23 protein-coding genes are annotated in these 26157 nt (G+C 58.2%); 19 read left to right on the forward strand and 4 right to left on the reverse strand.

Translation table 11 applies throughout. The annotated features are described in order from the left end of the window. Positions 1–32 precede the first annotated feature (32 nt). On the forward strand, positions 33–1691 hold the full coding sequence (gene flgK / locus AFK65_RS07660; protein ID WP_007707879.1) for a flagellar hook-associated protein FlgK: 1659 nt from the start codon (positions 33–35) through the stop codon (positions 1689–1691). 14 nt (positions 1692–1705) lie between these two features. Then, complete coding sequence (flgL, locus tag AFK65_RS07665) at positions 1706–2668, forward strand: flagellar hook-associated protein FlgL (protein WP_038857471.1); 963 nt, start codon at positions 1706–1708, stop codon at positions 2666–2668. Between the two features lie 81 nt (positions 2669–2749). On the opposite strand, the gene AFK65_RS07670 is transcribed toward flgL, so the two are convergent. Then, the gene (locus AFK65_RS07670) at positions 2750–3982 is read right to left on the reverse strand and encodes an MFS transporter (RefSeq protein ID WP_032804496.1); all 1233 of its coding nucleotides are present in this window, start codon (positions 3980–3982) and stop codon (positions 2750–2752) included. Between the two features lie 115 nt (positions 3983–4097). On the opposite strand from AFK65_RS07670, the gene AFK65_RS07675 reads away from it, so the two are divergent. After that, positions 4098–5036: a LysR family transcriptional regulator gene (locus tag AFK65_RS07675; RefSeq protein ID WP_038857470.1), complete on the forward strand. Its 939-nt coding sequence runs from the start codon at positions 4098–4100 to the stop codon at positions 5034–5036. Positions 5037–5092: 56 nt separating this feature from the next. Here AFK65_RS07675 and rne read toward each other — a convergent pair whose 3' ends face one another. Continuing rightward, on the reverse strand, positions 5093–8260 hold the full coding sequence (gene rne, locus AFK65_RS07680; protein ID WP_038857467.1) for a ribonuclease E: 3168 nt from the start codon (positions 8258–8260) through the stop codon (positions 5093–5095). A 567-nt stretch (positions 8261–8827) separates the two neighbouring features. Here rne and rluC point away from each other — a divergent pair. Both rluC and AFK65_RS07690 read left to right on the forward strand, forming a co-directional pair. Next, on the forward strand, positions 8828–9781 hold the full coding sequence (rluC, locus tag AFK65_RS07685; protein WP_038857465.1) for a 23S rRNA pseudouridine(955/2504/2580) synthase RluC: 954 nt from the start codon (positions 8828–8830) through the stop codon (positions 9779–9781). Between the two features lie 124 nt (positions 9782–9905). Beyond that, on the forward strand, positions 9906–10622 hold the full coding sequence (locus AFK65_RS07690; RefSeq protein ID WP_032805317.1) for a DUF3053 family protein: 717 nt from the start codon (positions 9906–9908) through the stop codon (positions 10620–10622). A gap of 57 nt (positions 10623–10679) precedes the next feature. Here the strand turns inward: AFK65_RS07690 and AFK65_RS07695 are convergent, their stop codons facing one another. Continuing rightward, positions 10680–11267 (reverse strand): Maf family protein, encoded by a 588-nt coding sequence (locus tag AFK65_RS07695; RefSeq protein ID WP_007707902.1) that lies wholly within the window; start codon positions 11265–11267, stop codon positions 10680–10682. A 140-nt stretch (positions 11268–11407) separates the two neighbouring features. Here AFK65_RS07695 and yceD point away from each other — a divergent pair, with 140 nt between their 5' ends. The 14 genes from yceD (at position 11408) to ptsG (ending at position 23754) form a co-directional block, all read left to right on the forward strand. After that, positions 11408–11929, forward strand: a complete 522-nt coding sequence (gene yceD / locus AFK65_RS20870) for a 23S rRNA accumulation protein YceD (protein ID WP_007707904.1) — start codon at positions 11408–11410, stop codon at positions 11927–11929. 51 nt (positions 11930–11980) lie between these two features. Continuing rightward, on the forward strand, positions 11981–12154 hold the full coding sequence (gene rpmF, locus AFK65_RS07705; RefSeq protein WP_007374494.1) for a 50S ribosomal protein L32: 174 nt from the start codon (positions 11981–11983) through the stop codon (positions 12152–12154). Between the two features lie 72 nt (positions 12155–12226). Further along, entirely contained in the window at positions 12227–13261 is a 1035-nt protein-coding gene (plsX, locus tag AFK65_RS07710) for a phosphate acyltransferase PlsX (RefSeq protein WP_071602526.1), read from the forward strand. Positions 13262–13267: 6 nt separating this feature from the next. Continuing rightward, positions 13268–14221 (forward strand): beta-ketoacyl-ACP synthase III, encoded by a 954-nt coding sequence (locus AFK65_RS07715; RefSeq protein ID WP_007707907.1) that lies wholly within the window; start codon positions 13268–13270, stop codon positions 14219–14221. A 17-nt stretch (positions 14222–14238) separates the two neighbouring features. Next, positions 14239–15168, forward strand: a complete 930-nt coding sequence (gene fabD / locus AFK65_RS07720) for an ACP S-malonyltransferase (RefSeq protein ID WP_007707909.1) — start codon at positions 14239–14241, stop codon at positions 15166–15168. Between the two features lie 13 nt (positions 15169–15181). Further along, entirely contained in the window at positions 15182–15916 is a 735-nt protein-coding gene (gene fabG, locus AFK65_RS07725) for a 3-oxoacyl-ACP reductase FabG (RefSeq protein ID WP_007707910.1), read from the forward strand. Positions 15917–16070: 154 nt separating this feature from the next. Beyond that, entirely contained in the window at positions 16071–16307 is a 237-nt protein-coding gene (gene acpP / locus AFK65_RS07730) for an acyl carrier protein (RefSeq protein ID WP_000103754.1), read from the forward strand. Between the two features lie 92 nt (positions 16308–16399). Beyond that, complete coding sequence (fabF, locus tag AFK65_RS07735) at positions 16400–17641, forward strand: beta-ketoacyl-ACP synthase II (RefSeq protein ID WP_007707912.1); 1242 nt, start codon at positions 16400–16402, stop codon at positions 17639–17641. Between the two features lie 107 nt (positions 17642–17748). Continuing rightward, positions 17749–18549 (forward strand): aminodeoxychorismate lyase, encoded by an 801-nt coding sequence (pabC, locus tag AFK65_RS07740; protein WP_007707917.1) that lies wholly within the window; start codon positions 17749–17751, stop codon positions 18547–18549. A gap of 10 nt (positions 18550–18559) precedes the next feature. After that, positions 18560–19582, forward strand: a complete 1023-nt coding sequence (yceG, locus tag AFK65_RS07745) for a cell division protein YceG (protein ID WP_038857458.1) — start codon at positions 18560–18562, stop codon at positions 19580–19582. Next, complete coding sequence (gene tmk / locus AFK65_RS07750; RefSeq protein WP_038857455.1) at positions 19572–20210, forward strand: dTMP kinase; 639 nt, start codon at positions 19572–19574, stop codon at positions 20208–20210. Before yceG ends, tmk begins: the two co-directional genes overlap by 11 nt. After that, the gene (gene holB / locus AFK65_RS07755; protein WP_038857452.1) at positions 20210–21217 is read left to right on the forward strand and encodes a DNA polymerase III subunit delta'; all 1008 of its coding nucleotides are present in this window, start codon (positions 20210–20212) and stop codon (positions 21215–21217) included. The genes tmk and holB overlap by 1 nt, the downstream gene beginning before the upstream one ends. 10 nt (positions 21218–21227) lie before the next feature. Further along, positions 21228–22022: a metal-dependent hydrolase gene (locus AFK65_RS07760; protein WP_007707928.1), complete on the forward strand. Its 795-nt coding sequence runs from the start codon at positions 21228–21230 to the stop codon at positions 22020–22022. A gap of 298 nt (positions 22023–22320) precedes the next feature. After that, positions 22321–23754: a PTS glucose transporter subunit IIBC gene (gene ptsG / locus AFK65_RS07765; RefSeq protein ID WP_015740856.1), complete on the forward strand. Its 1434-nt coding sequence runs from the start codon at positions 22321–22323 to the stop codon at positions 23752–23754. Between the two features lie 180 nt (positions 23755–23934). On the opposite strand, the gene fhuE is transcribed toward ptsG, so the two are convergent. Then, the gene (fhuE, locus tag AFK65_RS07770) at positions 23935–26136 is read right to left on the reverse strand and encodes a ferric-rhodotorulic acid/ferric-coprogen receptor FhuE (RefSeq protein WP_050569311.1); all 2202 of its coding nucleotides are present in this window, start codon (positions 26134–26136) and stop codon (positions 23935–23937) included. Positions 26137–26157: the final 21 nt, after the last annotated feature.

Below are 26157 nucleotides of genomic sequence, written 5' to 3' on the forward strand. Positions count from 1 at the left end.
GACCCGCATATGAATGTTCAAAAGGAACCTCCATGTCCAGTAGCTTAATTAACAGCGCCATGAGTGGCCTGAGTGCGGCACAAACCGCACTGAGCACGGTGAGCAATAACATTTCTAACTATAACGTCGCAGGCTATACCCGCCAGACCACTATTCTGGGGCAGTCTAACAGCACCATGACGCAGGGCGGCTGGGTCGGCAACGGCGTGTTTGTTTCAGGTATTCAGCGTGAATATGATGCGTTCATCACCAATCAGCTGAACGCCGCGCAAAACCAGAGCAGCGGCTTAACCACCCGCTATGAGCAGATGTCGAAAATCGACGATATGGTCTCTGGCACCACCAATAATATCTCCACCACCATGCAGGATTTCTTCAAAAGCCTGCAAACGCTGACCAGCAACGCCGAAGATCCGGCCGCGCGTCAGACCCTGCTGGGTAAAGCAGACGGTCTGGTTAACCAGTTTAAAGTGGTGGATCAGTATCTGCGCGACCAGGATAAGCAGGTCAACACGGCCATTACCGCCAGCGTCCAGCAGATCAATAACTACGCCACCCAGATTGCGTCGCTGAACGAACAGATCACCCGCCTGACCGGCATGGGCGCCGGCGCGTCGCCGAACGATCTGTTGGATCAGCGCGATCAGCTGGTGAGCGAACTGAATAAAATCGTCGGCGTAGATGTCGCTGTTCAGGACGGCAACACCTTTAACGTCACGATGGCGAACGGCTATAACCTGGTGCAGGGCAGCAAGGCGAGCCAGCTGGCTGCCGTACCGTCCAGCGCCGATCCGGCCCGCACGACGATCGCGTTTGTCGACAAGACGGCCGGCAACATTGAGATCCCGGAGAAACTGGTGACTACCGGTTCACTGGGCGGTCTCATCGCCTTCCGCAGCGAAGATCTCGACCAGGCGCGTAATAACCTGGGCCAGATCGCGCTTGCTTTCGGCGACGCATTTAATAAACAGCACGAAGCGGGCTTTGACGCTAACGGCGACGCCGGTAAAGCGTTCTTCACGCTGGGTTCCGCCGCGGCCATGAGCAACGCGCGCAACATCGGCTCTGCTTCGCTGACGGCGACGATTACCGACAGCACCGCGGTAAAAGCCAGCAACTACCAGATGGCTTACGACGGCACGAACTGGAAAGTGACGCGCCTGTCTGACAACGTGACCGTGAACGCCACGCCGACCACCGATGGCTCCGGCAACGTGACCGCGCTGGAGTTTGACGGCCTGAAGATTGGCATCACGGGCGCGGCCGCGAACAAAGACACCTTTATCGTGAAGCCGGTCAACGACGTGATCATTAGCATGGATGTCGCCGTTCACGACGAGTCTGAAATCGCGATGGCGTCGACGGCGACCTCCGGCGAGAGCGACAACCGTAACGGTAAGGCGCTGCTGGATCTGCAAAACAGCAAGACGGTCGGCGGCAGCAAAACGTTTAACGATGCGTACGCGGCGTTTATCAGTGAAGTGGGTAACAAAACCAACACGCTGAAAAGCTCCAGCACCACCCAGACTAACGTGGTCACGCAGCTGACTAACCAGCAGCAGTCCATTTCCGGGGTAAACCTGGATGAAGAGTACGGCAACCTGCAACGCTATCAGCAGTACTACCTGGCGAATGCCCAGGTGCTGCAAACCGCGTCCACGGTGTTTGACGCGCTTCTCCAGATTCGCTAACAGGGAACCGAACGATGCGTATTAGCACTCAAATGATGTATCAGCAGAACATGCGGGGTATTACCGACTCGCAGAGTACCTGGCTGAAATACGGTGAGCAGATGTCCACCGGCAAACGCGTTAACCGTCCGTCTGACGATCCGATCGCCGCCGCTCAGGCCGTGGTGCTCTCCCAGGCGCAGGCGCAGAACGAGCAGTACACCCAGGCGCGTACCTTCGCGACCCAGAAAGTGTCGCTGGAATCGAGCGTGCTGAACCAGGTGACCAGCGTTATCACCTCCGCGCAGGAAAAAATCGTTTACGCGAACAACGGCACGCTCAGCGACACCGACCGCGCGTCGGTCGCGACAGACCTGCAGGGGATGCGCGATCAGCTGCTGAACCTGGCGAACAGCACCGACGGTAACGGCCGCTATATTTTCGCGGGCTATAAAACCGATGCGGCGCCATTCTCCGGCACGCCTGGCAACATCACGTATAACGGCGGTACCGAAAACATCACGCAGCAGGTGGATTCCGCGCGTACGATGGTTATCGGCCACACCGGCAACCTGGTGTTTGACAGCATCACCAGCAACGCCAAGCCGGAGCCGGATGGCTCGGCCAGCGAAACCAACCTGTTCAAAATGCTCGACTCCGCTATCGCCGCGCTGAAAACGCCGATGGAAGGCGCCGATGAGACGACCCAGCAGGGCCTGCTGGATGCTATCTCCAAAACATCGCGTGGCCTGAGCAACTCGCTGGATAACGTCGGGACGGTACTGGCGGAAGTGGGTACCCAGCAGAAAGAGCTGGAAAACCTGGATCAGCTGGGCGCTGAACGCTCTCTGGGCCAGACGGCGCAGATGAGCAACCTGGTGGATGTGGACTGGAACTCAGCCATCTCCTCCTACGTGATGCAGCAGGCGGCGCTTCAGGCTTCCTACAAAGCGTTTAGCGATATGCAGGGCATGTCGCTGTTCCAGTTGAATAAATAAGTTTGTCGATTTGAAGCATGCCATGAAACTGGGCATGCTTGATGTGCCCGCCTCACGATACTGAGGCGGGCTTTTTTTTGCTTAGCGCGCGGGCTCTTGCGCCACGACGCCTGCCGGGCGCGCTTTTTGCGTCAGGCGAATCACCAGCGCCACGCCGCTTGCGAGCGTCGCCAGCGCCACCACCGCAGGCCAGCCGCCGAACGCCCAGGCTTTACTGCCGAGCAGCGATCCCAGCGCCATACCAATAAACACGCCGGTAAAGAGCAGGGCGTTAAGACGACCGCGCGCTTTTGGCTCCAGGCTGTAGACCAGCGTCTGGTGCGCCACCAACGACGACTGCAAGCCTAAATCAAAACCGACCGCCGCGACGGCAATCAGCACTAACTGCATGGATGGCGAAAGCAGGGGCAGCGCGAACATCGCGGCAAACGAGAGCATCACCAGCAGGCTGCCGAGCTGCGTGACCCGCGCCGGGCCGAAGCGATCCGAGAGCGCGCCGGAGAGCGGGGCGGCCAGCGCGCCCGCGGCGCCCGCCAGACCAAAAGCGCCCGCGACCGCGCTCCCCATGTGGAATTTATCGGCCAGCATCACCGCAAGCATCGACCAGAACGCGCTAAAGCCAATCGACAGAAAGCCCTGCGCCAGCGCCGCGCCGCGCAGCGTCGGGTAGCGTTTCCACAGGCCGCCCATGGAGTGCAGCAGGGCCGGGTAGCTCAGCGTTGCATGGGTTTCAAAGCGCGGCAGCACGCGCCACAGCACCAGCCCCGTGAGCGCGATGCTGGCGGCGGCGAGCTGATACATGACTCGCCAGCCAAAGGCCGCGCTGATAACGCCGCTCACCGAGCGCGAGAGCAGGATGCCAAGCAGCAGACCGGTCATTACGGTGCCGACAATTTTACCCTGCTGTCCGGCGGGCGAGAGGATCGCGGCGGCGGGCACGATATCCTGCGCCATCGTCGCCATCATCCCCACCAGCAGGCTTAATACCAGCAGACTGTGCAGGCCGCCGCTCAGGCTGTAGAGCGCCAGCATGACGGCGAGCGCCAGGCACTTCACCAGAATCAGCGTGCGGCGGTCGTGACGATCGCCCAGCGGCAGCAGAAACAGAATGCCGAGCGCGTAGCCTGCCTGGGTCAGCGTCGGGATAAGGCCCATGCCGTCCACACTCAGATGTAGATCGCTGCCGATAAGCGGCAGGATAGGCTGCGCGTAGTAAATCGAGGCGACGCTCAGGCCTGTCGCCATCGCCAGAATCAGTATCAGCAGCCGGGAGAGCCCGGGGGCGGGTTGTGCGGCGTCGTTATGGTTATTCATGGTGAAACCCTCGTGTGTAGTCAGTGCGGAGGATTGTCCGCCCGCGGCGGCTGGCGCGGTAGAGGCCGACATGATAAAACGGTTATACGTGTAGCGTATGACAAGAATAAATTTTATGGGTATTGAGCGTATAGATCGCGTAGAGCTGATGCATACCTTTGTGCGGATCATCGAAAGCGGCTCGCTCTCTGCGGCCGCGCAGCAGATGAACACCACCCAGGCGACCGTCAGCCGCCGCCTCAAATCGCTGGAGGATTTGCTGGGGGCGAGACTGCTTCTGCGAACCACACACGCCATGAAACTCACCGATGACGGCGAGCGCTGCTATCAGCACGCCCGCAGCGTGCTGGCGAGCTGGCAGGCGCTTGAGGATGAAATAAAAAACGCCGAAGGGGAGCCGGTCGGCGTATTGCGCGTGCGCGCGCCGCACGCATTCGGTCAGGATCAGCTTATCGCGCCGCTGACCGACTTTCTGAACCGCTATCCGGGGCTGTGCGTCGACTGGATGCTGAACGACAAGTCACCAGACTTTATCAGCGATAATATCGACTGCGCGCTGCACGTCGGCCCGGATATCGACCCGTCGGTCATTGCCGTACAGCTCGCCGAAGTGCCGCGCATTGTGGTCGCCTCGCCGGATCTGGTGGCGCGCCACCCGCCAGTGAAAGCGATTGACGAGCTCGCCGCGCTGCCGTGGGTGGCGCTCAGCACCTTTTACCGTCGCGAAGTGACGCTGCATCATACGCAGAGCGGCGAACGGCAGACCTTTACGGTGATGCCGCGCCTGAGTTCCGACAGCCTCTACGCTATCCGCCGAACCATTCTTAACGGCCTGGGCGTGGGGATGATTTCCGCATGGGCGGTGGAAGAGGATCTGCGCGAGGGACGTCTGGTGCAGCTGTTGCCGCTGTGGCAGGCGCCCGCGCTGCCGGTATATCTGCTCTATCCGTGGGCGCGCTACTATCCGGCGCGACTGCGTCGTTTTCTGGAGCTGATGAAAGCGGTGATGCCTGAGCTGGCGGGGATGCGGCAGATAACCGCGGCGAAGCGTTAGTGGAAAACAGGCAATAAAAAAGCCGGTCAGAGACCGGCTTTTTTGTGCGGGGAGAGTTACTTCACCGGCTGAGGACGCGTCGCAGGGGCAGAGGCCTGATGGGTGGCGCTGTGGCCGCCCGCCGAACCTTTACCGCTGAACTCGAACGCCGGGCGAACCCAGTCGCTGTGACGCGGCGGCTCCGGCACATATTCCGGCGCCGGTGCGCGGGTCATCGGCGCAGAAGCGACGGCGGCGGAAGCGACAGCCACGACCGGCGCTTTCACGTCGTCTTCCTGCGCTTTCGGCGCGACGACCGGGGCAGCTTCCGGGGCTTTCACCGGCTCATCAGCGATCGCTTCCGGCAGCGCCTCCTGCGCAGGCGCGCTTTCGGCCATCACAGCGGAAGCCTCTTCGCGAGGCGCTTCGTCAGCGACAACCGCGGCGTCAGCCGGAACGGCTTCCTGGGCTATCTGCTCAGCGACGGCTTGATCCTGCGGCTCGGCGTCAACCGGCGCGGAGATAGCTTCAGGATGAGTGGTTTCCACCACGGGCTCCTGCGGCGCGCTCTCCACAACCGACGGCTCAACCACTACTGCTTCGGCGACCGGCGCAACCGGCGCTTCAGGGGTCTGAGCTTCTGCGACCGGCGCGGTGTTCTGCTCCAGCTGCTGCTCCTCCTGCTCCTGTACACGCGGCAGCGGGTAGCGGATCCAGACTTTACCGGACGCCATCTCCGGCGACGCGCACGCGACAGTCAGCGGCATCGGCGACTGGGTCGGGTAACGCTCATCACGGTAGCGGCGGCGGCGCTGGCCGCTGACGCGCAGGTGACGCGGAGAACGGCGGGAGCGACGCGGCATACCGGCGTTTTCGCTGCCCGTCTGGTTGGTCTCTTCGGCGACGGCTGGCGTTTCCACGTTAGCCGGCAACGCCAGCGGCGCGGCCTCTTCACGCGGTTCAGCGACCGGCGCGTCGGCGGTGCCGACGGCAGCCGCTTCGGCCGCGGATTCGATACGCACTTTCTGGCTCAGCTGGCGCGGCTTACGGCGCGGCATCACCTGAACAACGCGATCTTCCTGTTCGGTCTCTTCCACGGCCTCATCACGGTTCAGGACATTGACTTCCTGCTGCGCCTGACGTTTCTCTTCAGAGCGACGACGGTTGCGATCGCGGCGCGGCGACTGCTGCTGCTCGTCACGGGATTTCGGCTTCTCAGCGGCGTCTTCGGCGACCGGCGCGCGGGCTTCACGCGCCTCGGCGTTCTGCTGCTGTTTCTCGCGGCGGTTACGGCGGTTCTCTTCGCGCGCTTCGCTGTTGTCACGGTTGTCGCGGTTATCGCGGGACGGACGCTCGCCGCGTTCGCTGCGATCGCCACGGTCGTTACGGTCGCGACGGTTGTTCTGACGACGACCGTTACGGCGGTCCTGCTGCTTCTCGTCGCGGTTTTTGGCAGGCTGCTGCTCCGGCTCGCTCGCGACAGGCTGCGCCTGCGGTTCGCTGGCGAACAGGCTCTTCAGCGCGCTGATGGCGCGGCTCAGGAAGCCTTCTTTCGCTGGCTCGGCGGCCTTGACCGGCGCTTTCGGCGCCGCGGTTTCGGCTTTCGGCGCCGCGGTTTCCTGCGGCACTGGCGGCACGTCCGGCATCACGAACGTGGCGAGCGCCGGCTGCTCAGGACGTTTACGCTCGGCGTATTCGTCTTCAGACGGCAGCGCCATCGCTTCTTCATGCAGCTTCGGCAGCATGTAGCTCAGGGTGTGCGTCTCTTCGCCTTTGCGCACGCGCAGAACGGAGTAGTGCGGGGTTTCCATCTGATCGTTCGGCACGATCACGCAGCGCACGCCGCCCTGGCGCGTTTCGATAGCGGTAATCGCTTCACGCTTCTCGTTAAGCAGGTAGGAGGCGATAGGCACCGGAACGATAGCGTGAACTTCCTGGGTGTTCTCTTTCAGCGCTTCTTCTTCAATCAGACGCAGAATGGAGAGCGACAGGGATTCGTTATCGCGGATGGTGCCGGTGCCGCTACATCGCGGACAGACGTGATGGCTGGATTCGCCAAGCGACGGGCTCAGGCGCTGACGGGACATCTCAAGCAGGCCGAAGCGGGAAATATGGCTAATCTGGATGCGCGCGCGATCCTGACGCACCGCTTCGCGCAGACGGTTTTCTACCGCACGCTGGTGGCGTACCGGCGTCATATCGATAAAGTCGATAACGATAAGACCGCCTAAATCGCGCAGGCGCAGCTGGCGGGCGATTTCATCCGCCGCTTCCAGGTTGGTGTTGAACGCCGTCTCTTCGATATCGCCGCCGCGGGTAGCGCGGGCGGAGTTGATGTCGATGGCGGTCAGCGCTTCAGTGGTGTCGATAACAATCGAGCCGCCGGACGGCAGACGCACTTCGCGCTGGAAGGCAGACTCAATCTGGGATTCGATCTGATAGTGGCTGAACAGCGGGATTTCACCGGTGTAAAGCTTAATTTTGCTGCTGAAATCCGGACGACCCAGCGCGGCGATGTGCTGGCGGGCCAGCTCAAGCACTTTCGGGTTATCGATCAGGATTTCGCCGATGTCCTGGCGCAGATAGTCGCGGAACGCGCGCACGATAACGTTACTTTCCTGATGGATAAGGAACGGGGCCGGGCGGTTTTCAGCGGCTTTCTGGATGGCTTCCCAGTGCTTCAGACGGAAGCTTAAATCCCACTGCAGCGCTTCGGCGGATTTGCCGACGCCTGCGGTGCGCACGATAAGCCCCATGCCATCCGGCAGTTCCAGGCTTGAAAGCGCTTCTTTAAGCTCGGTGCGATCGTCGCCTTCGATACGACGGGAGATGCCGCCCGCGCGCGGGTTGTTCGGCATCAGCACGAGGTAGCTGCCCGCGAGGCTGATAAAGGTAGTCAGCGCTGCGCCTTTGTTGCCACGCTCTTCTTTGTCGATCTGAACGATGACTTCCTGGCCTTCGCGCAGGACATCTTTAATATTCGGACGACCATGAGAGGCGTAGCTGGCGGGGAAGTATTCGCGGGCGATTTCTTTTAAGGGGAGGAAACCGTGTCTTTCGGCGCCATAATCCACAAATGCGGCTTCGAGACTGGGTTCAATGCGGGTGATTTTGCCTTTGTAGATGTTCGCTTTTTTCTGCTCGTGCCCAGGACTTTCGATATCCAGGTCGTACAGACGTTGCCCATCCACGAGGGCGACGCGCAACTCTTCCTGCTGAGTTGCGTTAATTAGCATTCTTTTCATCGTAACTTACTCGTTATTCTTACATTGACGACAAAGCTGCGGGCATGGTGACGCTGACCGGGAGTGAACCGATGGCCTCGTGACTGTTCGCGCCGTCAACCTCCCGGTTGTCGAACGCTTAAGAGGCGCAGAGTGTCGGTAGCCTGTATTTCAGGTGGAAATACAGCGCAATTATCCGAGGAATGACCGGGATTGTTTCTCCGGAAGCTTCCCTTTACCGGCCAGGCTGCAACCCGCAGCCCGCTAACTGCCTGAAAGTTCAACACGTCTTACGCCATTGCCGCGTGGAAGGACTGTCAGGCAAAACTGGTAATTCCGCAAAATTCCTTGTCTAAACAAGTCTCAACACGGAAAACAATCGCATTATTCCATTGCTAAGCTTGATATAGCAAGCTGACTTTTGCCCTTTATCACCGACTTACTCACAGTTTTTTAACTTCTTGTTCCTCTGTTCCGCCGAAGCGGCGACAAAACGAACTCATTAGCTGTGTGAATCGATGAGTTACTAAATATAAGCATATAAAAATGTGTGGCGCTACGGTCATCCGGTATTTAGAATCGCGCACCATGAAAACAGAGACTCCATCCGTAAAAATCGTTGTCATCTCCGCCGATCAGGCCGGGCAGCGTATCGATAATTTTTTGCGCACGCAGCTGAAAGGCGTGCCGAAAAGCCTGGTTTATCGCATCCTGCGTAAAGGCGAAGTGCGCGTAAACAAAAAACGCATCAAGCCGGAATATAAGCTTGAAGTGGGCGATGAGGTGCGCATTCCGCCGGTTCGCGTGGCCGAACGCGAGGAAGAAGCGGTTTCCCCGCATTTGCAAAAGGTGGCGGCGTTAAGCGACGTTATCCTTTATGAAGATGATTATATCCTTGTGCTGAATAAACCGTCCGGCACCGCCGTGCACGGCGGCAGCGGGCTGAGCTTCGGCGTGATCGAAGGGCTGCGCGCGCTGCGCCCGGAGGCGCGTTTCCTGGAGCTGGTGCACCGTCTCGACCGCGATACCTCCGGCGTGCTGTTGGTCGCGAAAAAGCGCTCGGCGCTGCGTTCGCTGCATGAACAGCTTCGTGATAAGGGAATGCAGAAAGATTATCTGGCGCTGGTGCGCGGACAGTGGCAGTCGCATGTGAAAAACGTGCAGGCGCCGCTTTTGAAAAATATTCTGCAAAGCGGTGAGCGTATTGTGCGCGTCAATCAGGAGGGCAAACCGTCCGAAACTCGTTTCAAAGTGGAAGAGCGCTTCGCCAGTGCGACGCTGGTACGCTGTAGCCCGGTGACAGGCCGCACGCACCAGATCCGCGTCCATACGCAGTATGCGGGCCACCCGATTGCGTTTGACGATCGTTATGGCGATCGCGCGTTTGACGCGCAACTGGCGTCCACGGGGCTTAACCGTCTTTTCCTGCATGCGGCGGCGCTGCGCTTTGAGCATCCCGGCACCGGCGAGACGATGCGCGTGGAAGCGCCAATGGACGACGAACTTAAGCATTGTCTGAAAGTATTGCGTGCGGGCGGCTGATGGCCTCCCGAATGTGGTAGTTCCCGACCATGCCTGTCCGCATTGCGGTTTTAAATGCACTATAATGAACACCCGGCTTTGGCCGGGTGTTTTTTTATACAATTACAACCGCATGGAGATAAAAATGGCCTGGTTACAATCCCGGACATGGAAACGTGTTTTCTTTACCCTGTTCATGACAGGTATGGTATGGCAGCTCGCAGCTTGTGATAACAATAAAGAACCGGAGCAGCGCAAAGCGTTTATCCAGTTCCTCCAGACTCGTATTCTGCCGTCCGAGAAACTGTCCGTCCCGACGCTGACCGAGCAGGAAAAAGAGAGCTTCGGCAAGTACGCTGACGATTATGCCATTCTTAGCGATTACTCCAGCGAAATGACCACGGCGTTTTCCGGCAACGATCAGGCGATGCGCCAGATGCGCAGCGTGACCAGCGCGAAAGATATGGTGGAAAAACGCGAGACGATCGAAAAATCCCGTAAAGAAGTGGGGAACATCGAGTCGAAACGCGCCGATACCATGAAGAGCGTGGAAGATCGTTACTCTAAACTGAAACAGCCGGACGACCTGAAAGCCGTGTTCGACCAGGCCTATCAGAAAACCGTGGTGCGTCCTAACGCGCTGCTGACCCAGACGCTGTCTCTGACCGACGCCATTCTTGGTCAGGCGCTGGATATTGGCAACTACCTGAACAGCCTCGGCAATAAAGTGCAGTATGTCGGCTCGATGGCGCAGTTTACCGACCAGAAACAGCTGGACCTGTTTAACGAAAAACTGAGCGCGATGCGCGAGAAACAGCAGGAACTGCTGGCCGTTGCGCGCCAGCTGGCCGGCATGCAGTAAGTCTCGCTCCGCACCTTAAAAAAGCCCTGCATTGCAGGGCTTTTTGCTTTTCGGGGCTCAGCGGTGGGCGAGGGGATCGACGCCTTCGCTTCTTAGCATGTCGCAAAGGCGGATCAGCGGCAGGCCGATCAGCGTGTTAGGGTCGCGCCCGTCCAGGCGGTCAAACAACGTGATGCCAAGCCCTTCGCTTTTAAAGCTGCCCGCGCATTGCCAGGGTTCTTCACGACGCAGATAGTTTTCAATTTCACGCTCGCTGAGCGTGCGGAAATGTACGTGAAACGCTTCGCAGTCGGACTGGTATGTACCGGTCTCGCTATTATAAAGCGCGAGCCCCGTGTAAAAGGTAACGACGTTACCGCTGGCCTGTCGCAACTGCTTTACGCCATTTTCAAAGGTGTGCGGTTTGCCGGTAATGGTATTATTCAGCACGCAAACCTGATCGCTGCCAATAATCAAATGCCGGGGATATTTCTCCCGCAGCGCTTGCGCTTTTTGCAAAGCCAGCCTTAATACTAATTGTGGTGCGGTTTCATCCGCGTATGGCGTTTCGTCGGTCTCGGGGGCTGCGGTTTCAAACGGTAAACCGAGCTTTTCTAACAGGCTAAGGCGAAACGGCGATGTGGAAGCCAGCACGATTGAGGTCATATTTTTCAGGGAAAGATAGCGGATTGATGTTCGCTATTTTAAACTGTCAGCCGCAATGTGTGCGAATAAATGGTAAAAGGTGTTTCAAACCCGCCTTTTTCTTTGACTCTATGACGTTACAAAGTTAATATGCGCGCCCTATGCAAAAGGTAAAATTACCCCTGACTCTTGATCCGGTTCGTACGGCTCAAAAACGCCTCGATTACCAGGGTATCTATACTCCTGAACAGGTAGAGCGTATCGCCGAATCTGTGGTCAGTGTGGACAGCGATGTCGAATGCTCCATGTCGTTCGCTATCGATAACCAGCGTCTCGCCGTGTTGAAAGGCGATGCGACGGTTACGGTAACGCTCGCATGTCAGCGTTGCGGCCAGCCGTTTAGTCATCTTGTCCACACAACGTATTGTTTCAGCCCGATCTCTAACGACGATCAGGCGGAAGCACTCCCGGAAGCGTATGAGCCGATTGAAGTTAATGAATTCGGCGAAATCGACCTGCTGGCAACGGTTGAAGATGAACTCATCCTCGCCCTGCCTGTAGTTCCGGTGCATGATTCTGAACACTGTGAAGTGTCCGAGGCGGACATGGTCTTTGGCGAACTGCCTGAAGAGGCACAGAAACCAAATCCATTTGCCGTGTTAGCCAGTTTAAAGCGTAAGTAATTGGCGTTTCCCGCGCGAGCAGGAATAAGCCGTAATTGAGGAGTAAGGTCCATGGCCGTACAACAGAATAAACCCACTCGTTCCAAGCGCGGTATGCGTCGTTCTCATGACGCGCTGACCGCTGTCACCAGCCTGTCTGTAGACAAAACTTCTGGTGAAACCCATCTGCGTCACCACATCACCGCCGACGGTTTCTACCGCGGTCGCAAGGTTATCACTAAGTAATCACGCGCAAGCGTGGTTGAGCTTAGTGCGCTTTCCCCGCTCTGGCGGGGATAACCGTAACCTGGCGATATCTTGACACCTCTAACCCTGGCGTTAGATGTCATGGGCGGGGACTTTGGTCCTGCCGTGACAGTGCCTGCAGCATTGCAGGCACTGAATTCTGATCCACATTTGCATCTTCTTTTAGTCGGCGATCCCGACGCCATCACGCCATTACTTGCCAGAGCTGATTTTGAACAACGTTCGCGGCTGCAGATTATTGCGGCAGAGTCGGTTATTGCCAGTGATGTCCGTCCTTCCCAGGCTGTGCGCAACAGCCGCGGCAGCTCTATGCGTATCGCGCTGGAGCTGGTGAAAGAAGGGCGCGCGCAGGCCTGTATCAGCGCCGGTAACACCGGCGCGCTGATGGGGCTTGCGAAACTGCTGCTTAAACCTGTCGACGGTATTGAGCGGCCTGCGCTGGTGACGGTTTTGCCGCATCAGCAGAAAGGAAAAACGGTGGTGCTGGATTTAGGCGCCAACGTGGATTGCGACAGCACGATGCTCGCCCAGTTTGCGATTATGGGCTCGGTAATGGCGGAAGAGGTGCTCGGCATCAAGAATCCGCGCGTCGCGCTGCTCAATATCGGCGAAGAAGAAACGAAAGGGCTTGATAGCATCCGCGATGCGGCGGCGCTGTTAAAAACCGTACCATCGTTGAACTATATCGGCTATCTCGAAGCCAACGAATTACTGACCGGCAAAACCGATGTGCTGGTATGCGACGGTTTTGTCGGTAACGTCACGCTAAAAACGATGGAAGGTGTTGTCAGGATGTTCCTTTCGCTGCTCAAATCGCAGGGCGAAGGAAAAAAACGGTCGTGGTGGTGGCTTTTACTCAAGCGTTGGTTACAAAAAAGCCTCTCAAGGCGATTCAGTCACCTCAACCCCGACCAGTATAATGGCGCCTGTCTGTTAGGATTGCGCGGCACGGTGATTAAGAGCCACGGTGCAGCCAATCAGCGAGCTTTTGCGGTCGCGATTGAACAGGCAGTGCAGGCGGTGCAGCGACAAGTCCCTCAGCGGATTGCCGCTCGCCTGGAATCTGTATTACCCAAGAGTGACTGAGCGTACATGTATACGAAGATTATTGGTACAGGCAGCTATCTGCCTGAACAAGTGCGGACAAACGCCGATCTTGAAAAAATGGTGGAAACCTCTGACGAGTGGATTGTCACTCGCACCGGTATCCGCGAGCGTCGTATTGCGGCGCCCGACGAGACCGTCGCCACCATGGGCTATGAAGCGGCGCTGCGCGCCATTGATATGGCCGGTATCGACAAAGAACAGATTGGCCTGATCATCGTCGCCACCACCTCCGCCACGCACGCTTTCCCGAGCGCCGCCTGCCAGGTGCAGGGCATGCTCGGCATCAAAGGCTGCCCGGCGTTTGACGTTGCCGCCGCCTGCGCCGGTTTTACCTATGCGTTGAGCATCGCCGATCAATACGTGAAATCCGGCGCGGTGAAAAATGCGCTGGTGATCGGATCCGACGTGCTGGCGCGTACGCTCGATCCTGAGGATCGCGGCACGATCATTCTGTTCGGCGATGGCGCTGGCGCGGCCGTACTGGGCGCCAGCGAAGAGCCGGGCATTCTCTCCACGCATCTGCACGCCGACGGCAGCTATGGCGAACTGCTGACCCTGCCAAACCAGGATCGCGTGAACCCGGATAGCCCGACTTACCTGACCATGGCCGGAAACGAAGTCTTTAAAGTCGCGGTAACGGAACTGGCGCATATTGTCGATGAGACGCTGGAAGCGAATAAGCTGGATCGCGCCGATCTCGACTGGCTGGTGCCGCACCAGGCGAACCTGCGCATTATCAGCGCCACCGCGAAAAAACTCGGTATGTCGATGGACAATGTCGTCGTCACTCTCGACCGACATGGCAACACCTCTGCGGCTTCCGTGCCATGCGCGCTGGATGAAGCGGTACGCGACGGACGCATTCAGCGGGGCCAGCTGGTGCTGCTGGAAGCCTTCGGCGGCGGCTTCACCTGGGGTTCCGCGCTGGTTCGTTTTTAATCGAGAAGGATAAAAAAATGACGCAATTTGCTTTTGTATTCCCGGGCCAGGGCTCTCAGGCCGTGGGAATGCTGTCTGACATGGCGGCAAATTTTCCCGTTATTGAAGCGACGTTCCGCGAAGCCTCCGCGGCGCTGGGCTATGATCTCTGGGCGCTGGTGCAACAAGGCCCGGCGGAAGAGCTGAACAAAACCTGGCAGACGCAGCCCGCGCTGCTGACCGCCTCCGTCGCGCTGTGGCGCGTATGGCAGGAGCAGGGCGGCAAAGCGCCTGCCCTGATGGCCGGTCACAGCCTTGGCGAATATTCCGCCCTGGTGTGCGCGGGCGTGATTGATTTCGCTGACGCGGTTCGTCTGGTTGAACTGCGTGGTAAATTTATGCAGGAAGCGGTGCCGGAAGGCACTGGCGCCATGGCGGCGATTATCGGTCTGGACGATGACGCGATCGCCAAAGCCTGTGAAGACGCGGCTGAAGGGCAGGTGGTTTCACCGGTTAACTTCAACTCGCCAGGCCAGGTGGTTATCGCCGGTCACAAAGACGCCGTTGAGCGTGCCGGCGCCGCCTGTAAAGCCGCGGGCGCTAAACGTGCGCTGCCGCTGCCGGTCAGCGTGCCGTCTCACTGCGCGCTGATGAAGCCCGCCGCTGAGAAACTGGCCGCTGAGCTTGAAAAAATTACGTTTAACGCTCCGCAGATTCCGGTAGTGAATAACGTGGACGTGAAATGCGAAACGTCGCCGGAAGCTATCCGCGATGCGCTGGTGCGCCAGCTTTACAGCCCGGTGCAGTGGACGAAGAGCGTTGAATTTATCGCGGCGCAGGGCGTCACGCAGCTGTATGAAGTCGGTCCGGGCAAAGTGCTGACCGGTCTGACGAAACGTATTGTTGACACCCTGACGGCGGCGGCGATTAACGAGCCCGCTAGCCTGTCAGCGGCACTTGCGCAATAAAACGAGGAAAACCATGAGCTTTGAAGGAAAAATCGCGCTGGTCACCGGTGCGAGCCGCGGTATCGGCCGCGCTATCGCCGAAACCCTGGCCGCACGCGGCGCGAAGGTTATCGGCACCGCAACCAGCGAAAGCGGCGCGCAAGCGATTAGCGACTATCTGGGCGCGAATGGCAAAGGCCTGATGTTGAATGTGACCGATGCGGCATCCATCGAATCGGTTCTGGAAAATATTCGCGCAGAATTTGGCGAAGTGGACATTCTGGTCAATAATGCCGGGATAACCCGTGACAACCTGCTGATGCGAATGAAAGATGACGAGTGGAACGATATCATCGAAACCAACCTGTCATCGGTTTTCCGTCTGTCAAAAGCGGTAATGCGGGCTATGATGAAGAAACGTCACGGCCGCATTATCACTATCGGTTCTGTGGTCGGTACCATGGGAAATGCCGGTCAGGCCAACTACGCTGCGGCGAAAGCGGGTCTTATCGGTTTCAGTAAATCGCTGGCGCGCGAAGTGGCGTCCCGCGGTATTACGGTAAACGTTGTTGCTCCGGGCTTTATTGAAACGGACATGACGCGTGCGCTGTCTGACGATCAGCGTGCGGGTATTCTGGCGGAAGTTCCTGCGGGTCGTTTAGGCGACGCAAAAGAAATCGCCAGTGCGGTTGCATTTTTAGCCTCTGACGAGGCCGGGTACATCACTGGTGAGACCCTGCACGTCAACGGCGGAATGTACATGGTTTAACCACGAATAAAATTATTTGCGTTATCAGGGCAATTGCCCGCAAAATAGCGTAAAATCGTGGTAAGACCTGCCGGGATTTAGTTGCAACTTTTTCAACATTTTATACACTACGAAAACCATCGCGAAAGCGAGTTTTGATAGGAAATTTAAGAGTATGAGCACTATCGAAGAACGCGTTAAGAAAATTATCGGCGAACAGCTGGGCGTTAAGCAGGAAGAAGTTACCAACAATGCTTCCTTCGTTGAAGACCTGGGCGCTGATTCTCTTGACACCGTTGAGCTGGTAATGGCTCTGGAAGAAGAGTTTGATACTGAGATTCCGGACGAAGAAGCTGAGAAAATCACCACCGTTCAGGCTGCCATTGATTACATCAACGGCCACCAGGCGTAAGTGAACATCTCCAGGCGGTCGCTCGACCGCCTGAGTTTTATCTTTTAGTCCCACAAGTATCTACTAATATCATCCCTCCCTGGAGGACAAACGTGTCTAAGCGTCGTGTAGTTGTGACCGGACTGGGCATGTTGTCTCCTGTCGGCAATACCGTAGAGTCTACCTGGAAAGCTCTCCTTGCCGGTCAGAGTGGCATCAGCCTGATCGACCATTTCGATACTAGCGCCTATGCAACGAAATTTGCTGGCTTAGTAAAGGATTTTAACTGTGAAGAGATCATCTCGCGCAAAGAACAGCGCAAGATGGATGCCTTCATTCAATATGGAATTGTCGCCGGCGTACAGGCCATGCAGGATTCCGGCCTTGAAGTGACGGAAGAGAACGCTCCCCGTATCGGCGCGGCTATCGGTTCCGGCATCGGCGGCCTTGGCCTTATCGAAGAAAACCACAGCTCGCTGGTTAACGGCGGCCCGCGGAAAATCAGTCCCTTCTTCGTGCCATCAACGATTGTCAACATGGTGGCCGGTCACCTGACCATCATGTACGGTCTGCGCGGTCCCAGCATTTCCATCGCCACTGCGTGTACTTCAGGCGTGCATAACATCGGCCATGCGGCGCGTATCATCGCCTATGGCGATGCTGACGTTATGCTCGCAGGCGGTGCGGAAAAAGCCAGTACGCCGCTTGGCGTTGGCGGTTTCGGCGCGGCGCGTGCGCTCTCCACCCGTAACGATAACCCGCAGGCGGCAAGCCGTCCGTGGGATAAAGACAGGGATGGTTTTGTGCTGGGCGACGGCGCGGGTATCATCGTACTCGAAGAGTACGAGCACGCGAAAAAACGCGGCGCGAAGATTTACGCCGAGCTGGTCGGTTTTGGTATGAGCAGCGATGCCTACCACATGACCTCTCCGCCGGAAAACGGCGCAGGCGCGGCGCTGGCGATGGTTAACGCGCTGCGTGACGCGGGCCTCGACGCAAGCCAGATCGGTTATGTCAATGCGCACGGGACGTCGACGCCAGCAGGCGACGTTGCCGAAGCGCAGGCAGTGAAATCGGTCTTCGGCGACGCGGCGAAACGTGTCATGGTGAGCTCCACCAAATCGATGACCGGCCATCTGCTTGGCGCGGCGGGCGCAGTAGAATCTATCTACTCCATCCTCGCGCTGCGCGATCAGGCCATTCCGCCAACCATTAACCTGGACAATCCGGACGAAGGCTGCGACCTCGACTTCGTTCCGCATGAAGCGCGCCAGGTGAGCGGTATGGAGTACACCCTGTGTAACTCCTTCGGCTTCGGTGGCACCAACGGCTCGCTGATCTTCAAAAAGGTCTGACAGCCGTTACAAAGGCCCGCCCCGCGCGGGCCTTTGTACATTTTCCTTCCTCTTGCTCCCTGTCGGTCATCCTGCGAGACTAATGCGCTACCCGTTAAGGAGCCTCTATGCTGTTAATCAATGGTATCGAACAGGATTGCCTGTCGGCGACCGATCGCGCCGTACAGTTCGGTGACGGCTGCTTTACGACCGCCCGCATACGCGACGGCGTCGTTCTCCTGCTGGAACAGCATCTGGCGCGCCTGCGGGAAGGCTGCGAACGGTTGCTGATCCCGGTGCCGGATAGTGACGCGCTGCGTGAAGAAATGCGCCAGGCGGCGCAGGGGCAGGGGAGCGCGGTGGTGAAAGTTATCATCACCCGTGGCGCAGGCCAGCGCGGCTACAGTATTGTCGGGTGCGGCGCGCCCACGCGTATTGTCTCGCGCGGCGCGTACCCTTCTTTTTATAACGAATGGCGCGAGCGGGGCGTGAGCCTCGTGACAAGCCCCGTACGGCTCGGGCGCAATCCGTATCTCGCGGGCGTCAAACATCTGAACCGGCTTGAACAGGTGTTGATCCGCACGCATCTTGAGCAGACGCCCGCCGATGAGGCGCTGGTGCTTGACAGCGAAGGGTGGGTTACGGAATGCTGTGCGGCTAATTTGTTCTGGCGTAAAGGAAAAGCGGTGTACACCCCCCGTCTCGATCAGGCTGGCGTTGATGGCCTTATGCGGCGCCATATTATTGGTCTGCTGAATCAGTCATCCTGGCGATTGTCTGAAATTAACGCGCCCGCCAGCGCGCTTGAAGGTGCGGATGAAGTATTCATCTGCAACGCGCTGATGCCGCTGGTGCCGGTGCGCAGTATTGACGGCCACGCTTACGCCTCGCGCGAACTGTACCACTACCTCATTTCCCACTGCGAATAACCGGGTTCCCATGAAGAAAATGTTGCGCGTCGCGCTACTGCTGGTTCTTGTGCTTGCCATCGCGGCAGGCGTCGGTTACTGGAAAGTGCGCCAGCTGGCGCACAGCCCTCTGCCGATCACGAAAGAGACGATTTTCACCCTGAAGCCGGGCACCGGGCGTCTGGCGCTTGGTCAGCAGCTCTATGACGAAAAGCTCATCAACCGCCCGCGCGTGTTTCAGTGGTTGCTGCGCCTTGAGCCTGAACTTTCTCACTTTAAAGCCGGCACCTATCGATTCACGCCGCGAATGACTGTCCGCGATGCCCTGCGTCTGCTGGCGAGCGGCAAAGAGGCGCAGTTTCCGATTCGCTTCGTTGAAGGTATGAAACTGAGCGACTGGCTGAAACAGCTGCGCGACGCGCCGTATATTAAGCATACGCTTAAAGATGACGACTATGCGACGGTGGCGCAGGCGCTCAAGTTTGAACACCCGGAATGGGTGGAAGGCTGGTTCTGGCCGGATACCTGGCTCTATACGGCGAATACGTCTGATGTAACGATCCTCAAACGCGCCCACGACAAGATGGTAAAAGCGGTCGATAACGTCTGGAAAGGGCGTATGGACGGGCTGCCGTACCAGGATCCGAACCAGCTGGTGACGATGGCGTCGATTATTGAGAAAGAGACGGCGGTGGCGAGCGAGCGCGATCGCGTCGCCTCGGTCTTTATCAACCGCCTGCGTATCGGCATGCGGCTGCAAACCGACCCGACGGTCATCTACGGCATGGGTAAGAATTACAACGGCAAGTTGTCCCGTAAAGATCTGGAAACGCCGACGCCGTATAATACTTACGTCATTAGCGGCCTGCCGCCGGGTCCTATCGCGATGCCTGGCGAGGCGTCGCTGAAAGCGGCGGCGCACCCGGCGAAAACGCCGTATCTCTATTTCGTGGCGGACGGCAAGGGCGGCCACACGTTTACCACGAATCTCGCCAGCCATAATCGTGCGGTGCAGGATTATCTCAGGGCGCTTAAGGATAAAAATGAGCAGTAAATATATTGTTATCGAAGGGCTGGAAGGCGCCGGAAAAACCACGGCGCGCAACCTGGTGGTGGAGACGCTGAAATCGCTTGGCGTTACCGACATGACCTTCACCCGCGAGCCGGGCGGCACGGTGCTGGCGGAAAAACTGCGCAGCCTCGTGCTGGATATCAAATCGGTCGGTGATGAAGTTATCACCGATAACGCGGAAGTGCTGCTGTTCTACGCCGCCCGCGTACAGCTGGTGGAAACGGTCATTAAACCTGCGCTGGCGCGCGGCGAATGGGTGATCGGCGACCGTCACGATCTTTCAACGCAAGCTTATCAGGGCGGCGGGCGCGGCATCGACCGTGAACTGCTGGCCACGCTGCGCCAGGCGGTGCTCGGCGATTTCGCGCCGGACCTGACGCTGTATCTGGATGTCGATCCGCGCATCGGGCTTGAGCGGGCCCGCGCGCGCGGTGAACTCGATCGTATCGAGCAGGAGTCGCTCGACTTCTTTAACCGCACCCGCGCCCGCTACCTTGAGCTGGCCGCCGCCGATCCGCGCATTATCACGATTGACGCTTGCCAGCCGCTGGAGGCCGTCAGCCGTGATATTCGCGCGACGGTGACGCGCTGGGTGCAGGAGCAGCAATAATGAAATGGTATCCGTGGCTGCGCCCCTCGTTTGAACATCTGGTCGGCAACTGGCAGGCCGGCAGGGGACACCATGCGGTATTGATCCATGCGCTGCCCGGCATGGGCGACGACGCGCTGATTTACGCGCTGAGCCGCTGGCGCATGTGCCAGCAGCCGCAGGGTCAGAAAAGCTGCGGCGAGTGCCGCGCCTGCCAGCTGATGCAGGCGGGCACGCACCCGGACTATTATCTGGCGGAGCCGGAAAAGGGCAAATCGACGCTCGGCATCGACGCTATCCGCGACATCAGCGAAAAGCTCTACGATCGCGCGCGGCTCGGCGGCGCCAAAGTGGTCTGGATCAAAGAGGCGGCGCAACTGACCGAAGCGGCGGCGAATGCGCTTTTGAAAACGCTGGAAGAGCCGCCGGAAAACACCTGGTTTTTGCTGGGCTGCCGCGAGCCGGAACAACTGCCTGCCACGCTTCGCAGCCGCTGCTTTAGCTGGCATCTGGCGCCGCCCGACACGCGCTACGCCGAAGCCTGGCTTGCGCGCGAGATTCAGGCGGAGCCGTCGCGCATTAACGCGGCGCTGCGCCTGACCGGCGGCGCGCCCGCCGCCGCGCTTGAGCTGCTCCAGCCGGCGCAGTGGCAGCAGCGCGTGGCGCTTGGCGATAAAATCACGGCGGCGCTGACGAGCGGCGACTGGCTCTCTTTATTGCCTGCGCTGAACCATGAACAGTCGCCATTTCGCCTGCACTGGCTGGCGGCATTCCTGATGGATGCGCTGAAGTGGCGTCATGGCGCACAGGGCGCGCTGGTCAACACCGATTACCCGGTGCTGGTGGCCCAGCTGGCGCAGCGTTTTTCACCTGCCGTCCTTCAGGCGATGCTTGACTCCCTGTTCCGCTGCCGCGACAGGCTGCTCAACGTCGCCGCCGTCAACCGCGAACTGCTGCTGACGGAACTGTTACTCACCTGGGAGCGCTACATGCGTCCTGACGCGACGCTTCCTTCTTATCACCTCTGAGAGAGACGTTATGTTTTTAGTCGACTCACACTGCCATCTCGATGGCCTGGATTATCAGTCTCTGCATAACGATGTGGATGACGTGCTGGCGAAAGCCGCCGCGCGCGACGTGAAATATTTTCTGGCGGTCGCCACGACGCTGCCGGGCTACAAATCTATGCGCGAGCTTATCGGCGAGCGTGACAATGTGGCTTACTCCTGCGGCGTGCATCCGCTGAACCAGGATGAAGAGTATGACGTGGAAGAGCTGCGTCGCCTGGCCGCCGACCCGCGCGTGGTGGCGATGGGCGAAACGGGCCTTGATTACTACTACACGCCGGAAACCAAAGCCCGCCAGCAGGAATCCTTCCGCCATCATATCCGCATTGGCCGCGAACTGAACAAGCCGGTTATCGTCCATACGCGCGATGCCCGCGAAGATACGCTCGCTATCCTGCGCGAAGAAAAAGTGACGGACTGTTCAGGCGTACTACACTGTTTTACGGAAGACAAAGAGACGGCGGGCAAACTTCTGGATCTGGGTTTTTACATCTCCTTTTCCGGCATTGTGACCTTCCGCAACGCGGAGCAGATCCGCGAGGCCGCGCGCTATGTTCCGCTCGACCGGATTCTGGTGGAAACCGACTCCCCGTACCTGGCGCCGGTTCCGCACCGCGGTAAAGAAAATCAGCCTGCGCTGGTGCGCGATGTGGCGGAATATATGGCGGTGCTTAAGGGCGTGAGCCTGGAAACGCTTGCTGAAACCACCACCCGCAACTTCTCCACGCTGTTTCATATTGACCTCGCCACACAGCAATCTGCCTGATAAAACGAGTTATTTTAAAGCTCGTAATTAATGGGCAAAGCGAGTAAAGTTCACCGCCGAAATTCAGGCGGTGAATGACGATTTATAAACATCCTGAAACACTTAATGTAAAGAATCGCAAGTTTTCGCCTAAGGCTTGTTTGAAACGTGATAGCCGTCAAACAAAGATCGCGTGATTTATTTTACTCTGCGTAATAAATAAAGGGCGCTCAGATGCCCTGTTTATGGCCCGTTTCTCCCCCGGGCTGATGCGTGAAACGCGTAAAAAAAGCACAAATACTCAGGAGCACTCTCAATTATGTTTAAGAATGCATTTGCTAACCTGCAAAAGGTGGGTAAATCGCTGATGCTGCCGGTATCCGTACTCCCTATCGCAGGTATCCTGCTGGGCGTCGGTTCTGCAAACTTCAGCTGGCTGCCAGCCGTGGTTTCCCACGTTATGGCGGAAGCGGGCGGTTCAGTTTTCGCCAACATGCCGCTTATCTTCGCTATCGGTGTTGCGCTGGGCTTCACCAATAACGACGGCGTGTCTGCCCTGGCGGCGGTAGTGGCTTACGGCATCATGGTGAAAACCATGGCGGTCGTTGCGCCGCTGGTTCTGCATCTTCCCCCTGAAGAAATCGCGGCGAAACACCTGGCGGATACCGGTGTGCTTGGCGGGATCATTTCGGGTGCGATTGCAGCCTACATGTTCAACCGTTTCTACCGCATTAAGCTTCCTGAGTATCTGGGCTTCTTCGCTGGTAAACGTTTCGTGCCGATCATCTCTGGTCTGGCGGCGATCTTCACTGGCGTGATCCTGTCCTTCATTTGGCCGCCGATTGGTTCCGCTATTCAGACCTTCTCTCAGTGGGCGGCTTATCAGAACCCGGTTGTGGCGTTTGGTATCTACGGCTTCATCGAACGCTGCCTGGTGCCGTTTGGTCTGCACCATATCTGGAACGTTCCTTTCCAGATGCAGATCGGCGAATACACCAACGCGGCAGGTCAGGTGTTCCACGGCGATATCCCGCGTTACATGGCGGGCGACCCGACCGCGGGCAAACTCTCTGGCGGCTTCCTGTTCAAAATGTACGGTCTGCCGGCTGCTGCCATCGCTATCTGGCACTCCGCTAAACCGGAGAACCGCGCTAAAGTGGGCGGTATCATGATCTCCGCTGCGCTGACCTCGTTCCTGACCGGTATCACCGAGCCTATCGAGTTCTCCTTCATGTTCGTGGCGCCGATCCTGTACGTAATCCACGCGATTCTGGCAGGCCTGGCCTTCCCGATCTGTATCCTTCTGGGTATGCGTGACGGTACGTCCTTCTCCCACGGTCTGATCGACTTTATCGTTCTGTCTGGCAACAGCAGCAAACTGTGGCTGTTCCCGATTGTCGGCGCGTGCTATGCGGTGGTTTACTACACCATCTTCCGTGTGCTGATTAAAGCGCTGGATCTGAAAACGCCGGGTCGTGAAGACGCGACAGAAGACACCAAAGCAACCGGGACCAGTGAAATGGCGCCGGCTCTGGTGGCCGCGTTCGGTGGTAAAGAGAACATCACTAACCTCGACGCCTGTATTACTCGTCTGCGCGTAAGCGTGGCCGACGTAGCGAAAGTGGATCAGGCTGGCCTGAAGAAACTGGGCGCTGCGGGTGTGGTTGTCGCAGGCTCCGGCGTTCAGGCGATTTTCGGCACCAAGTCCGATAACCTGAAAACCGAAATGGATGAGTACATCCGTAACAGCTAATCCTGGCTGACGGGGAGATGAAAAGGGAGGCGCAAGCCTCCCTTTTTTACGTCTGTAGTCATCGCAAACGAAGAGCGCAACGAGAGGGCGCATCAATAAGCCCGGCGTCAGCAGACGTTATCTTGTTCTGCGTGTATAAAAAAGGGAGCCATCAGGCTCCCTTGCTCGTAGTAATCCATATCAGAAGCTGTAGCTTGCCGTCACGGAGAAGTTACGCGGCGCGCCGTAGACGCCATACGTGCCCAGATAATCGTAATACTCTTTATCGAACACGTTGTTCAGGTTGGCCTGAACCGCCAGGTTTTTGGTCGCCTGGTAGCGCGTGAACAGATCCACCACGGTATAGCCATTCTGGGAAATGCGCGTGTCGCCATTCGGCCCAACAATGTCCTGCCAGGTTTTGGTCTGCCAGCGCGCGCCGCCGCCGACAGTTAATGCAGGTATAGCCGGCAACTGGTAACGCGTGAACAGTTTCATCGTGGTGCGCGGCTGGTCGGGGTTAACGGCCACGCCATCGCCCGCTTCGGCCACATAGCGGCTGGCGCCGAAGGTCAACTGCCAGTTGTCGGTCAGCGCGCCGTTCAGTTCAAGCTCCACCCCTTTGCTGACGGTGCCATCGACGGATTTATATGCCGTCTGTCCGCCGGAGCCGGGAATGATCGCCCCGGTGTTCACCGCCACGTTATCCTGCTCGATACGGAACACCGCCAGCGACGCCGTCAGGCGGGTATTAAACCAGTCGGCTTTTACCCCGGCTTCATAGGCTTTACCGGTGGTCGGATCGAGGAACTCGCTGTTCACATCGCGCTGGCCGCTCGGCTGGAAGATAGAGGTATAGCTGGCATACGCAGACCAGGTATCGTCGATATCGTAAATCAGACCCGCGTAAGGCGTGACGTCATCCGCTTTGCTGCGGCGAATTTCATCCGGCTTACGTTCCAGATTATATTTCGCGTTCCACTCGGTGTAGCGCGCGCCCAGAATCAGATGCAGCGGATCGGCAAGCGAAAGACGTGTGGCGGCGTAAATAGATTTCTGACGAATCACGTCGCGCTGATAGAGCGCAAAATCGGACCACGTCGGGTTCGCCACCGTGCTGCCGTTATAGTCGTGAATATTGCCGACATCCATCAGACCGGAATTGTTATTCACCGGATAGGCGTTGTCGTAATTGTTGCGCTGGCGGCTGTAGCTGCCGCCAAACATCATTTCATGCTGACGACCCGCCAGTTCGTAGCCGCCGCGCACGAAGGCGTCGATCGAATCCTGCTTACGCTCGCCCACGTTCCAGCCGCCCCATGCGCCCTGCCAGAGCGCGGCGTTGTAACGGCCGGTGGTTTTATCCGGAAAACCATCGATATACATCATGCGGTTATCGAAATTGGTCTCGGCGTGCATCGCGTTCACTTTCGCCTCCCAGCCGTTTTCAAAGCGCTGCGTCAGGTTGGCGAAAACTTTGGTGGAATCGAGGTCTGAATACGCCCAGTCGGCGGCAGTGTTAAAACCGCGGCGGAAATGCGTCCGGCTGCCGTCGCTGTAAAGCGAAGGGAAGCCGCCCCAGGTCGGGCTGTCTTCTTCGCTTTTTTGATAGTCATAGCCGAGTGACAGTAGCGTCGACTCGGTGAGATCGGCATCCACGACGCCATAAATGAATTTTTTGCGGTAATGGTTACGCTCAACAAAGCTGTCGTTATCCTGATAACCCGCGACCACGCGCCCGCGCACTTTACCGGACTCCACCAGCGGCGACTGCACATCCATCACATAGCGTTGTTTATCCCAGCTGCCGTAAGTGGCGGAGACGTTACCTTTAAACGTCTGGCTGTCGGCGTGTTTGCGCACCATATTCACGTACGCCGACGGGTTGCCGGTGCCGCTCATCAGCCCGGCCGCGCCGCGCACGACTTCGATTTTGTCATACATCGCCGTGTCGCCCGCGGTATCGCCAAAGTTCCAGCGGTTATCGAGAAACGTCGGCATATCTTCATAGGCGAAATTGCTGATGTAGAAACCGCGCGCGAAGAAATTTGTCCGGCTGGTGTCGATGCGCGAGGCGGTCACGCCCGTCGTGTTTTCCAGCACATCTTCAATCGTGTTCAGTTGCTGATCCTGCATGCGCTGCTGGCTAATGACGCTCACCGACTGCGGAATGTCCCGCGGCACCAGCAGCATCTTTGTGCCGGATGTGGTGGTTTTTACGCTGTAATCCTGTGACTCGTCAGGCGTGCCGCTGTCGGCGGCGGCATCGACCACCATTGTGTCGCTCGCGGCGGGCGCGGCGTACGCCGCCGGGGCCGCCAGCGCGCTGGCGATACTGAGCGCCAGCAAAGAGGGAAGGGAAGACGCCGGAATGACGCCCTGACGAAGTGCATGCTTAGCCATGTGTTGCCCTTAAAATAAAAA

It is taken from the genome of Cronobacter universalis NCTC 9529, from assembly GCF_001277175.1.
Lineage (GTDB): Bacteria > Pseudomonadota > Gammaproteobacteria > Enterobacterales > Enterobacteriaceae > Cronobacter > Cronobacter universalis.

Excerpts from the sequence above, each read along its gene's own strand:
- yceD (WP_007707904.1), top strand. The coding sequence starts at position 11,408 with ATGCAAAAGGTAAAATTACCCCTGACTCTTGATCCGGTTCGTACGGCT.
- AFK65_RS07695 (WP_007707902.1), bottom strand. The coding sequence starts at position 11,267 with ATGACCTCAATCGTGCTGGCTTCCACATCGCCGTTTCGCCTTAGCCTG.
- acpP (WP_000103754.1), top strand. The coding sequence starts at position 16,071 with ATGAGCACTATCGAAGAACGCGTTAAGAAAATTATCGGCGAACAGCTG.
- fabG (WP_007707910.1), top strand. The coding sequence starts at position 15,182 with ATGAGCTTTGAAGGAAAAATCGCGCTGGTCACCGGTGCGAGCCGCGGT.
- fhuE (WP_050569311.1), bottom strand. The coding sequence starts at position 26,136 with ATGGCTAAGCATGCACTTCGTCAGGGCGTCATTCCGGCGTCTTCCCTT.
- tmk (WP_038857455.1), top strand. The coding sequence starts at position 19,572 with ATGAGCAGTAAATATATTGTTATCGAAGGGCTGGAAGGCGCCGGAAAA.
- flgK (WP_007707879.1), top strand. The coding sequence starts at position 33 with ATGTCCAGTAGCTTAATTAACAGCGCCATGAGTGGCCTGAGTGCGGCA.
- yceG (WP_038857458.1), top strand. The coding sequence starts at position 18,560 with ATGAAGAAAATGTTGCGCGTCGCGCTACTGCTGGTTCTTGTGCTTGCC.
- AFK65_RS07670 (WP_032804496.1), bottom strand. The coding sequence starts at position 3,982 with ATGAATAACCATAACGACGCCGCACAACCCGCCCCCGGGCTCTCCCGG.
- AFK65_RS07675 (WP_038857470.1), top strand. The coding sequence starts at position 4,098 with ATGGGTATTGAGCGTATAGATCGCGTAGAGCTGATGCATACCTTTGTG.
- AFK65_RS07690 (WP_032805317.1), top strand. The coding sequence starts at position 9,906 with ATGGCCTGGTTACAATCCCGGACATGGAAACGTGTTTTCTTTACCCTG.
- pabC (WP_007707917.1), top strand. The coding sequence starts at position 17,749 with ATGCTGTTAATCAATGGTATCGAACAGGATTGCCTGTCGGCGACCGAT.
- AFK65_RS07715 (WP_007707907.1), top strand. The coding sequence starts at position 13,268 with ATGTATACGAAGATTATTGGTACAGGCAGCTATCTGCCTGAACAAGTG.
- holB (WP_038857452.1), top strand. The coding sequence starts at position 20,210 with ATGAAATGGTATCCGTGGCTGCGCCCCTCGTTTGAACATCTGGTCGGC.
- fabD (WP_007707909.1), top strand. The coding sequence starts at position 14,239 with ATGACGCAATTTGCTTTTGTATTCCCGGGCCAGGGCTCTCAGGCCGTG.
- rluC (WP_038857465.1), top strand. The coding sequence starts at position 8,828 with ATGAAAACAGAGACTCCATCCGTAAAAATCGTTGTCATCTCCGCCGAT.
- ptsG (WP_015740856.1), top strand. The coding sequence starts at position 22,321 with ATGTTTAAGAATGCATTTGCTAACCTGCAAAAGGTGGGTAAATCGCTG.
- rpmF (WP_007374494.1), top strand. The coding sequence starts at position 11,981 with ATGGCCGTACAACAGAATAAACCCACTCGTTCCAAGCGCGGTATGCGT.
- flgL (WP_038857471.1), top strand. The coding sequence starts at position 1,706 with ATGCGTATTAGCACTCAAATGATGTATCAGCAGAACATGCGGGGTATT.
- rne (WP_038857467.1), bottom strand. The coding sequence starts at position 8,260 with ATGAAAAGAATGCTAATTAACGCAACTCAGCAGGAAGAGTTGCGCGTC.
- AFK65_RS07760 (WP_007707928.1), top strand. The coding sequence starts at position 21,228 with ATGTTTTTAGTCGACTCACACTGCCATCTCGATGGCCTGGATTATCAG.